This window comes from Virgibacillus chiguensis, assembly GCF_900129865.1.
Taxonomy (GTDB): Bacteria; Bacillota; Bacilli; order Bacillales; family Amphibacillaceae; genus Virgibacillus; species Virgibacillus chiguensis.
The window spans coordinates 1-11,408 of record NZ_FQXD01000005.1; the positions used below are offsets into that span (position 1 = coordinate 1).

General features: G+C 38.6%; 11 protein-coding genes. 4 read left to right on the forward strand and 7 right to left on the reverse strand.

The annotated features are described in order from the left end of the window. The first annotated feature begins 158 nt into the window (after positions 1-158). The 3 genes from BUB45_RS20135 (at position 159) to BUB45_RS07050 (ending at position 3,824) form a co-directional block, all read left to right on the forward strand. Positions 159-308: a hypothetical protein gene (locus BUB45_RS20135; protein WP_212590750.1), complete on the forward strand. Its 150-nt coding sequence runs from the start codon at positions 159-161 to the stop codon at positions 306-308. A 170-nt stretch (positions 309-478) separates the two neighbouring features. Beyond that, on the forward strand, positions 479-1,519 hold the full coding sequence (locus BUB45_RS07045) for a zinc-dependent alcohol dehydrogenase family protein (protein ID WP_073006727.1): 1,041 nt from the start codon (positions 479-481) through the stop codon (positions 1,517-1,519). A gap of 586 nt (positions 1,520-2,105) precedes the next feature. Further along, entirely contained in the window at positions 2,106-3,824 is a 1,719-nt protein-coding gene (locus BUB45_RS07050; protein WP_084723568.1) for a methyl-accepting chemotaxis protein, read from the forward strand. 154 nt (positions 3,825-3,978) lie between these two features. On the opposite strand, the gene pstB is transcribed toward BUB45_RS07050, so the two are convergent. The 4 genes from pstB to BUB45_RS07070 form a co-directional block, all read right to left on the reverse strand. Continuing rightward, on the reverse strand, positions 3,979-4,836 hold the full coding sequence (pstB, locus tag BUB45_RS07055) for a phosphate ABC transporter ATP-binding protein PstB (protein ID WP_073006728.1): 858 nt from the start codon (positions 4,834-4,836) through the stop codon (positions 3,979-3,981). A gap of 142 nt (positions 4,837-4,978) precedes the next feature. Continuing rightward, positions 4,979-5,863, reverse strand: a complete 885-nt coding sequence (pstA, locus tag BUB45_RS07060) for a phosphate ABC transporter permease PstA (protein WP_073006730.1) — start codon at positions 5,861-5,863, stop codon at positions 4,979-4,981. Further along, entirely contained in the window at positions 5,864-6,769 is a 906-nt protein-coding gene (gene pstC, locus BUB45_RS07065; protein ID WP_399457255.1) for a phosphate ABC transporter permease subunit PstC, read from the reverse strand. 227 nt (positions 6,770-6,996) lie between these two features. Further along, the gene (locus BUB45_RS07070; RefSeq protein WP_073006733.1) at positions 6,997-7,992 is read right to left on the reverse strand and encodes a PstS family phosphate ABC transporter substrate-binding protein; all 996 of its coding nucleotides are present in this window, start codon (positions 7,990-7,992) and stop codon (positions 6,997-6,999) included. 266 nt (positions 7,993-8,258) lie between these two features. Between BUB45_RS07070 and BUB45_RS07075 the strand changes: the two genes are divergently transcribed. Next, a complete protein-coding gene (locus BUB45_RS07075) occupies positions 8,259-8,945 on the forward strand; it encodes an endonuclease III domain-containing protein (RefSeq protein WP_244527678.1) in 687 nt (228 codons plus the stop codon). Between the two features lie 162 nt (positions 8,946-9,107). Here the strand turns inward: BUB45_RS07075 and BUB45_RS07080 are convergent, their stop codons facing one another. The 3 genes from BUB45_RS07080 to BUB45_RS07090 are packed head-to-tail and all read right to left on the reverse strand — an operon-like array spanning position 9,108 to position 11,252. Beyond that, positions 9,108-9,833, reverse strand: coding sequence for a P-II family nitrogen regulator (locus BUB45_RS07080; protein ID WP_244527679.1), 726 nt, complete (start codon positions 9,831-9,833; stop codon positions 9,108-9,110). Next, positions 9,793-10,563 carry a DUF1538 domain-containing protein gene (locus BUB45_RS07085; RefSeq protein WP_073006738.1) on the reverse strand — a complete coding sequence of 257 codons (771 nt, stop codon included), beginning with the start codon at positions 10,561-10,563 and terminating at the stop codon, positions 9,793-9,795. Before BUB45_RS07085 ends, BUB45_RS07080 begins: the two co-directional genes overlap by 41 nt. Then, positions 10,560-11,252 carry a DUF1538 domain-containing protein gene (locus BUB45_RS07090; protein ID WP_073006740.1) on the reverse strand — a complete coding sequence of 231 codons (693 nt, stop codon included), beginning with the start codon at positions 11,250-11,252 and terminating at the stop codon, positions 10,560-10,562. The genes BUB45_RS07085 and BUB45_RS07090 overlap by 4 nt, the downstream gene beginning before the upstream one ends. Positions 11,253-11,408: the final 156 nt, after the last annotated feature.

The window sequence follows — 11,408 nt, forward strand, 5'->3', positions numbered from 1 at the left end:
GGTAAGGTGGAGATGAATTGGCTTTCGGTCAAGTACGTCTTTAGACGTGCTAATTGACCGAACGCATGTTACCATAAGAGCATGAAGTGTTCTTTGAAAACTGGATATATGAGGTTGCATGGAGAAACTAATAATGCGAAAACCAAGCGAATCCTTCCATGTGTAAAATATCCAAGGTACGAAAGAAACTCCGATTCGTCGGACATCTAGGGCAGGAACTTCCCGAAGTAACGCTCATGGAGACGAAAGGTTGCTTTCGTCGTGGAAATGAGAAGCTCCCACTTCAAGCGAAGCTAAGTGGGGAGTAGTTCACTATGGTACTAAAAGCCCTGACTTTCACCAACACAAAGTTGAAGAGAGAGATGAAGGAAACGAACTTCTCTTATTATATGAAGTATCGAAATATTATTGCAAATAACGACATAATGGCTTACAATTTAATTGTGAAAAACTTCACCAAAAAGGAGGAAGGCATAAAATGAAAGCACTTACTTATTTTGGGCCAGGAAAGAAAGATTTTATCGACAAACCAAAGCCAAAGGTAGACAAAGCAACAGACGCATTAATTAGAGTGTCGAAAACAACGATTTGTGGTACAGATTTGCATATCTTAAAAGGTGATGTTCCAGCGGTAACAGAAGGTAGAATTTTGGGACATGAAGGTGTAGGTGTTGTTGAAGAAGTTGGCGAAGGTGTGAAAAACTTTAAAAAAGGGGATAAAGTTATTATCTCTTGTGTCACTTCTTGTGGGAAATGTGAAAATTGTAAGCGCGCGCTTTATGCGCATTGTGAAGATGGAGGCTGGATTTTAGGTCACCTCATTGATGGAACGCAAGCTGAATATGTACGTATTCCGCATGCAGATAATAGCTTATATCATATTCCTGATGGTGCAGATGAAGAAGCGTTAGTCATGTTAAGTGATATCCTTCCGACTGGATTTGAAATTGGTGTACTTTACGGGCAGGTACAGCCTGGACAAACTGTAGTAATTATCGGAGCTGGCCCAGTCGGTATGGCAGCTTTGCTTACTGCGCAATTTTATTCGCCAGCAGAAATTATTATGGTGGATTTAGACGATCATCGTCTGGAAGTTGCTAAGAAATTTGGCGCTACAAAAACGGTTAATAGCTCAGATGGAAAAGCAGTAGAAAAAATTATGGATTTAACAGATGGAAAAGGTGTAGATGTGGCAATGGAAGTTGTAGGTATACCCGCTACGTTTGAAATCTGCCAACAAATTATTAAACCTGGAGGTGCCATCCCAGTATTAGGAGTGCACGGTGAAGCTGTTGATTTCCATCTTGAAAAATTGTGGATTAAAAACATTCGTTTAACGACAGGTTTAGTAAGCACGAGCACTACGCCAATGCTGTTAAAAACGGTGCAATCAAATAAATTACAGCCAGCAAAACTGATAACACATCGTTTTACGTTTGACGAGATGTTAAAAGCATATGAAGTATTTGAGAATTCAGCGAAAACAGAAGCATTAAAATTAATTATTTCCAATGAATAAATGGATAGAAAAGGGTCAAGCGACTTGCTTGGCCTTTTTCAATAGATAATAAAGTATAAAATTTGATGGTGCTATGGCGTAACCAAATAACCAAATGAGCCCCGTCCGGCCCCAGCGCCAACAACTAGGCGATTTCACTCCATTGCTCTAAGCTTCATCATCGGTTCGTTCTAAATAGGAAGGCCGACTAAAAACGGGCTTCCGGAGGGCGCCGGCATACTCCTGTTGCAGGAACATTTCCTACAACTTTCGTTGATTCGTTCCACTCACTACGTTGGTAAGCTGGCGTCCCGAGCCTTTGTTCTTCAAATCATACTTACAAGAGTGGCATCTTTATAGGACTATATACCATTCGTTTACATGATTAAAAAGCCAAGTGGTGTTAAAAGGCTGTGTACAATAGATAAACGTATCTACAGAGAATTAGCTAAACTTCTGTATAATGTCTATTTCTTTATGAATGGAGTTATCTTTCAAAAAAGACAATAAGGCGACATTTTCCCCCAAATGTCACCAATTTTTTACATTCAATTAACATTTGGTTGCTATAATGAAGTAAAATAGGTATAAAGTAGGGGGATTTTCGTTGCGTATACAGAAACCAATTTGGTTCACGCGTTTTTTTTCATTTACAAAAAGTATGCAAACAAAATTTAGCTTGTGGAGCAGATTACTCATCCTGTTTATTGTGTTATTACTTCTTTCTGTCATGGCTGTAGGTGTTAGTTCATACATACAAGCAAAGAAAATGACCACATCAGCAATTGAAAATCGACTAGAACGTGAAACCGAATTAATGGGTTACATTGCAGAGAATCTAAAATTTTTGTATGTCAGTGATGATACGTATTTTCATCAGCAATTGAATGCAAATGTTAGAGAGCAAAAAAATAAGCTAGCTAAAGAAGGGATACCGTCAGAATATTTTTACGTACAGTCTGGAAAAGTTGTTCCCCTTCAGGAAAGTGAGGGAGAGCTTCCGCCAATATCGAATGCATTGGTAAATGAATTAGTAGAACAAAAGGATGGTCTATTACATAAGACCATTGACGGAAAACAATATACGTTAACGTTTCAAGAAATGAAAGAGGTAAAAGGATTATATGTGTTGGTTGTCCCTACTTCTTCGTATATGGGGCCAGTAAAAGGAATGGCTATGGATACAATGATTATAAGTCTGATTAGTGCCGTTATTGCCAGTATTGTCATTGCCTTGTTTGTCCGTAGCTTAACAAAACCACTTAGTGTATTACGAGAAACGATGCGAGAGGTACGTTCGGGGGAAATGAAAGAACCGAAGCAGTTGCAAACGACGTTGCCAGAGTTCATTTCGCTACATAAGAGTTATACGACAATGATTCATTTTATGCGCAATTTGCTTAAAAATATGAAAGAAACAACGAATGATTTAAATGAAGCTGGATTAGAATTACAAGCGTCAGCTGCAGAAAGTTTACATTCTGGTGAGCAATTAAAGCAAGCCATTCACGTCGTTAAGGATGGTGCTGATCAGACGGCGGCAAGCTCAGAAGAAAGTATGACGCGTTTCCATGATATGAAGGAAAATGTGGAACGGACAATAGCACAAATGGAACAATCGTATCAAAGCTCACAAGCGATGAACAAATCGGCAGAAACGGGCGAACAGCAGATTAAGAAGTTAATGGATACCATTATTTCCTACGAGGTCGATTTTACCCAATTGACAAACACGATACATCATGTTCGTAATAATTCTAAAGCAATTACAAAATTAGTAGATATCATTCAAAAGATTGCTGAGCAGACGAAATTATTGGCATTAAATGCAGGTATTGAAGCAGCTCGTGCAGGAGAATCTGGAAAAGGGTTCACTGTTGTTGCTAAAGAAGTTCGTAAGCTAGCAGAGCAGTCTTCTGAGGCGGCTGTGGAGATAACGACTACCATCAATCGTATGGAAGAGAATACGTCATCTGCTGTGAAGGAATTTGATCATATGCTTACGAAAACGAATGCAACATTATCCATGTCAAAAGCAGCAAAAACATCATTTGATAACTTACTGTATGAAATTGAACAGGTTGGAAACCAATTTCATAGGATGAAAGAAGAAGTACAAGCAGTAGGGTCTGTATTACCGCAACTAGAGCAGGCAACGCTCAACTATGCTTCTGTAGCCCAAGAAAATCTGGCAAGTGCAGAGCAAATGCTTACCACGAGTGATGCACAAATAACACAATTGAAAACAAACCAAGAAGTAGGGGAGCGTTTAACAGCTATAGCCGAAGACCTCTCACAACATACAAAACAATTTCATATTGAATAAAACGTAAAAATCCTGATCCATTTCGGAACAGGATTTTTTCTTTTTGCACTATAGGGAAGTATAAAATGTTTAAAGGTTTATAGTATAAGAAAAACTACTATAATCGGTGAAGATGAAAGCCCCCAATGATGGAAGAAGCCATTTTTCCTTCATTTTAACCAAAGCGACCGGAAATATAGTCTTCCGTTCTGTTGTCTGATGGGTTCGTAAAGATTTTATCTGTTTCATCATATTCCACGACTTCACCATTTAGGAAAAATGCTGTGCGGTCGGAAATACGTGCAGCCTGCTGCATGTTATGAGTAACAATAACAATAGAATAATCTTTCTTCAACTCTTGAATGAGCTCTTCTACACGTAGCGTAGATTTTGGGTCAAGTGCTGAAGTCGGCTCATCCATTAAGATAACATCAGGTTCAATCGCTAAACAACGAGCAATACAAATTCGTTGTTGCTGCCCGCCAGAGAGACCATAGGCATTTTCTTTTAAACGGTCTTTTACTTCATCCCAAATGGAAGCACCACGTAAGCTTTTTTCTACAATTTCATCAAGGATTTTTTTGTTGCGAATACCATGGATTTTTGGCCCATAGGCAATATTTTCATAGATGGATTTAGGAAAAGGATTTGGTTTTTGAAATACCATGCCAACTTTTGTACGTAAATCCTCTACTTTAAATGATTTATCTAAAATGCTCTTATCTTTATACGTAATGACACCAGAAGTTTTAACGCTTGGTACAAGTTCTACCATACGGTTTAATGTTTTTAAATACGTAGACTTTCCACACCCAGATGGACCAATAATTGCCGTTACTTCTTTCTCGTAAATAGACAAATTAATGTCTTTTAGTGCATGTGTATCGCCATACCATAAGTTTAAATCTTTCGTATCGTACACAGTTTTTTTATGCACGTTCTGTTTCGTTGTCGCTGCTACCTCTGAAGTGGCTTCTTCTTCTGAAATTACTTGTCGCTTCACTTTGATATTGGGCTTCGTTAACGTAGCCATTTCATTCACTCCTTTTTACTACTAAAAAGTATAAAATTTTAGGATTCGTAAGCATCATGAAAACCGAGCTTTTTAACACGATAGGAAAGAATAAGAAAAAGAAAGGCTTTTGCCATAAGACTTGGAGACAAGCCAAGTTTTTCTAAAAACGCTTTTGGAACTTATTGCGGATAAAAATTGCTGTTGCATTTAACAGAAACAGTAATACGAGCAAAATAATAATCGTTGCCGCAGCTAAGTTGGCATATTCTTCAACTAAAGAAGAGTCAATCGTCCAATAATAAATTTGCATTGGGAGTACCGTGAATTTATCCATAATTCCACCCGGGAAAGGGATAAGTAAAGCAGGTATACCGATAACAACAAGCGGTGCTGTTTCGCCAATTGCTCGAGATAAAGACAATATCGACCCTGTTAAAATACCGGGTAATGCTGCAGGGAGAATGATATTTTTAACCGTTTGCCATTTCGTAGCTCCCATGCCATAAGATGCTTCACTTAAGTGTTGCGGTACGGATCGAATGGATTCTTGTGAAGCGACGATGATAATCGGAAGGACAAGTAATGACATGGTTAGTCCACCAGCCAATACGACGTTTCCGAAATCAAGGGCACGGACAAAGATAGTCATTCCGAGAATTCCATAAACAATGGATGGAACACCGGCTAAATTAGCGATGTTTGTTTGAATAAAACCTTGAAAGCGTCCTTTTTTTGCATACAATTCCAAATAGATAGCTGTCCCAACGCCAAGTATTAGCGTAACTGGAATGACGACGAGCATGAGCCAAAATGTTCCTAAGATAGCCCCCATAATACCAGCGCGATCAGGGGAAGTAGATAACTTATTCGTTAAAAAATCCATATTAATCCAGCTGGCACCTTGCATGATGACACGAAAAATTAATACAGCTAAAACAATTAAGCCAAAAATTGTTGCGAGAAAAAATACAGATTTAAGGATATTGTTTTTAATCAGACGACTGTTCATGTTTTTTTGGACTTGATTCGTATCGACATATTTCATTTAATATTCCTCCCTGAACTTACGAGAGACATATCTTGCAAGTAGGTTCATAAGCAGTGTGAATACAAATAACGTCATAGCAACTGCGTATAAGCTGAAATAAATCGTTGATCCAGCTGGCGCTTCACCGCCAGAAACTTCGACAATATATGCAGTCATTGTTTGCATAGATTGTGTAATATCGAAGGTGAAGTTTTTCGAACTTCCGCTAGCTATGGTTACAATCATTGTTTCGCCAATCGCACGTGAAATACCAAGGACAAAGGATGCAATAATTCCAGAAAGCGCAGCAGGAATGACGACGCGAAAAGTAACTTCTAACTTTGTTGCTCCTAATGCGAGCGCACCTTCACGCATAGCGTTGGGAACAGATGTCATCGCATCTTCTGAGAGTGATGCAATCATAGGAATAATCATGACACCCATGACGAGTCCAGGGCTTAAAATATTTGTCGCTTCTACACTTGGAAAAACCTCACGAATAAGCGGTGTAACAAATGTAAAGGCAAAGAAACCATAAACGATGGTAGGAATTCCAGCAAGAATTTCTAACATTGGTTTTAATGTTCTTCTTACTCGTTCTGAGGCATATTCACTTAAGAAAACAGCTGTCATAATACCAATTGGTCCAGCAACGAGCATGGCAATAATAGAAGAAATGATGGTGCCGTTAATAAGTGGTAGTACACCAAATTCTGGGTTTTGACTTAAAGGTTTTAAGGCGGTTCCTGTAAAGAAATCCATAACGGGAACACGTTTAAAAAATTCAATCGTTTCTATTAATAATGTATAAACAATTCCAATGGTCGTGAAGATAGAAACTGCTGCAATCAAGAATAGGAGGACAGGAATGACCTTTTCTGTTATGCTTGTTAGGTTTTTCCCGTTTTTCTTCTTCGCAATCATGTCTTGAATACTTGGTTTGTCTTGATTGTCTATCTTGTTGTCCAGTGCCATTAGGGGGCCCCCTTTCTAGAGCAAAAACTCACAAGAAGATGAGAGCGTACATTGCCCTCATCTTCAGGTAGTCAAATAATGGTTTAATTGGATAGATGTTTTTATTATGACAGTCTTGTGAGATTAAGAGCGAAACCATAAGGAGAAATGTTATCTCTCCTTATGGTTGTCGTGCATTATTTTAGTGCTTCTAATTCACTTACTAAAGTTTTTGCTTCTTCTTCAGGAATTGGCGCAAAGCCAGTTTCTCCAGCAAATTCATTTACGTTGTTCATAATATATAAAGCATAATCAAGTACTTGCGGCTTTTCTTTTGCATTATCAACGTTCAAGTAAGTAAATACTGGGCGAGTATAGCCAGCATAGTCACCATCTTCAGCAATCGTGTCTAGAGATGGCTCTACAGCACCATCACCAAAGTCAATGCTTACAGCTTGTACTTTATCTTTGTTGTTGTCATAGTATCCAAAACCGAAGAACCCAATGGCGTTTTTATCTTCAGCTACAAGTGTTACAAGTGTTGAGTAATCTTGTTGTAAGTTAATATCACTTACTAGATCTTGTTCTTCTAAAATATTTTCATAGAAAAACTCGTATGTTCCGTGGTTTTCGTTTGGTCCATAAGTTTGAATCTTTTCTTCTGGCCACTCAGGGTTTACATCTGACCAGTTTGTATATTCTCCAAGGAAAATCCCTTTGACTTGATCTTCCGTTAATTCTGTCGCCCAATCGTTGTCAGGGTGAGTAACAATTGTCAAACCGTCTAAAGCTACTTTTAATTCTTTGATTTCCATTCCAAGTTCTTCAGCTTTCGCTTTCTCTTCGTCTTTAATTACACGAGAAGCATCGTTAAAGTCTGTTCCATCTTCAGCTAGGAATTTTTCGAATCCTGCACTTGTACCAGCACGGCTAACTTCAACAGATACATCTGGTTTTTCTCCCATGTATTCTTCAGCAAGTTTAGCCATTAAAGGAAAAACCGTTCCAGATCCATCAATTACGACGCTGCCTTCTACTTTTTCAGATTCACTATCACCTTCTGAGCCAGTATTTTCAGATGATTCCTCTTCGTTATTGTCTTTGTTATCTCCTTCAGAATCCGATCCACATGCTGCAATTACTACTGCAAGAGCAGCGATTAGAAGGAACATAAGATACTTCTTGAACTTCATCAAAATTGCCTCCCCTATTTTGAGTAAATATAAAGTTGAGGTTTATCCCTCTCATTTGCTAGTATAGTAGGCAAGTGTTAAAAGAGTATGTTATGAATGTAAAGGTTTTGTAAATTTTTGTGGAATTCCTGTTTTTTTGAACGTAAAAAGAGATATAGAGGAATCTGTATAAAAACAGAGAAAGGTTAACGTAGCTTGATATACCAAGCTTTAAGTAGGAAAGAATGTAAGGAATGCGCCAGTGTAAAAAAACTATTTTCCTCTATATGAAAGATTTATTAACGAAATGTAAAAATAAAGTGGAGAGCTTGGTTATGGGGGCGACCCAGCAAATATATAATAAATTGTATCATTGTTACGGCTCGCAAGGATGGTGGCCTGCGGATACGGTGTTTGAAATGATGATAGGAGCAATTCTTGTTCAGCGAACAAATTGGAGTAATGTAGAGAAGGCGTTGTGTCAGCTCACCCCTTATTTATCACCAGAGCAATTAGAAGCGTTGCCCATGGAAGAATTAGAGGTAGCAATTCGTTCAAGTGGTTTTTATAGACAAAAGGCAAAGCGAATAAAAGCTTTTCTTCATTGGTATAAAAAATATGATTATCAACTTGCTCATTTGCGACATGTAGAAACAGAAACGTTGCGAGCGGAGTTATTAAGTATACATGGTATTGGCGCCGAAACAGCTAATGTCTTATTACTTTACGCATTTCAACGTCCTGTTTTTGTTGTTGATGCTTATGCTCGTAGGATTTTTGCTCGATTTGGTTTGGACATGCCGGAAAAGGAGCAAGTGTTTCGGCTTCAGGTGGAGACGGAATGCGTATTAGATACAGAGGGCTTTAAGGAATTTCATGCTCTAATCGTGCAGCATGCGAAAGAGCATTGTAAAATGAAGCCGATTTGTTCAGGCTGTCCGTTGGTTGACGAATGTGAGCGAAGAGGTGTGTAGTTAGAAAGCCTTTTCACCCACTTGTTTATAGTATAAGCAAAACGACGGTGTTTTTCGCCTTAAAGATTTGGCGATAAGCCAAGTTTATCTACAGAGGCTTTTAGATAATGCTTTAGCGGTACTAACAATGAGTGGGGGAGACATAGATCCCCCGCTCATTTTTTATTTACCATACAATTTTTCGTTAACCATTTGATTCAACACATGATTAATACCAATTGTTTGGTCAACATCAATGACAAAAGCAATCCCTTTGCCGGCTGTATTTAATTCTGCTTCTTCTTCTATCGCTTTTAAAACAGCGTTTGTCTTATCTTTACTAATTAAAGTAAGGACGACTTCTTTCTCTGGTTCAATGAGAATATTAAACAGCTTTGCTTTTTCATGAATGCCAGTTCCTCGTCCGTTTAGAATGGTTCCACCTTCAGCGCCAGCTTTTTTAGAGGCGTCGACTACTTTTTCACTATTTCCTTTATTGACAATGGTAATAATTAGATCATACATGATTTTTTCTTCCATTTTTAGCTCCACATCTCCTTCGTGCGGTTCATTATCATTGTCTTCTAATCCCAATAGATGCTGTGTACCGGTAATTTTCTTTGTGTCAATGACAAATCCAATCCCTTGTCTTGGTTTGTTTAAATGGACGGAATCAATAATTGCCTGCATAACCTCGGGATAAATTTCTTCTTCAACGAGAGTTAGAATGATTTCCCTTTCTCGTTCAATGGGAATGCCGAGAAACCGTTCTTTCTCATTTGTTCGATAACCTCTTCCGAATAGAGTTGTTCCGCCGCGGGCTCCAGCTTCCTTGGAAGCACGTATGACCTTCTTCGCTTGTTCTTTTTTAACGATCGTAACGATGAGTTTTTGTTTCGGCTTCTTCATGGACATACTGCTCCTTCTCCTTTCTGCTATATAAGATACCTAATGTGAGAACAGATAAAATAGGAGCTAAAGCTACAAGCGCAACCATACCAAACCCATCAAGCAAAGGATCTCGCCCCTCAGTAACGGAAGCAATCCCAACAAACATAGCTAGAATAAATGTTGCAGTCATTGGGCCTGTAGCAACCCCTCCGGAATCAAATGCAATCGATGTAAATGTTTTCGATGCGTATTTTACCATAACTAGCGCCAGAATATAACCAGGCAAGATAAAAAACCAAATCGAGAAACCAGCAAGAATACGAACCATGGACAAAGCAACAGATAAGCCAACCCCAATAGAAACCGTATAGAGTAGGACCTTCTCAGGTATGTATCCACTAGAAGCTTTTTCTACTTGTTGAATGAGTACACGTACTGCTGGCTCGGCATACGTGGCAAAAAAGCCGAGCACAAAGCCAATCGGGATCAAAATCCATGTATGATCAATGGAGCCGAGACTCTTTCCGAATTCTTCCCCAATCGGTAAAAATCCAATATGAACGCCTTGAAGGAAAAAAGAAAGTCCGAGAAATGTTAGTATAATCCCTAACGTAATATCTAGTAATTTACGCACGCCGAGTTTTAAGAAAAACAATTGAAAGATAGCAAATAATACAATTAACGGCAAAAGCGCGACGGCGACTTCACTCATTGTTTGTCCAAACCCTTGAAAGATTTTTATATTCATCCGTAAATCACTCCTAAAATTAACACCGAAAGAATAGGGCCAAGAGAAGCTAAAGCAATGAGACCAAAGCCGTCCTGAGATGCTGACCTTCCTCGTAAAACAGATGCGACCCCCACTCCGAGCGCCATAATAAACGGTACCGTTAATGGGCCAGTTGTAACGCCACCAGCGTCGAAGGAAATTGGTACAAAGCTAGAAGGGGTAAAAGCCGCTAAAATAAATATAAGTCCGTAACCGCCAGCAAGGATATATGTAATAGGTATGGAAAAAATAATCCGCATAAGTGATAAACCGACAAATATACCTACACCTAACGCTACTGCTAGGATAAGAACTGTTTTAGAAATTTCTCCGTTCGAAACTTGGTCCACCTGTGTAGATAAAACACGCACATCAGGCTCAGCAATCGTAACGACACTGCCTAATAAAACTCCAAAAAAGAGAATGAGCCATACCATTTTTGTTTTTGATAAGGCAGAGCCAATCATTTCACCAACAGGAAGCATGCCAATATTAACGCCTAATAGAAAAAGAATCAATCCTATTCCTACCATGAAAGCCCCAATTAAAAATTGTATGAATGTCTCTATAGGCAACCATATGAGTGTGAACTGTAGAAGGGTAATTACGATTGTAATCGGTAGAATTGACTGAACAACCTCAACAATCGTCTCTTTTATATTGTCCATTAACTTCCTCCTTCATGAGTGGATCTGTATTGGTGTGGACGTTTACATGTATGCTTTTTAACGACTAGTGATCTAGGTAATACAGGTGATTTGAATACAAAAGTATACTAACTATGTACGTGATTCGTATTGAATGTCTAATCCTTAAGGAAAGAA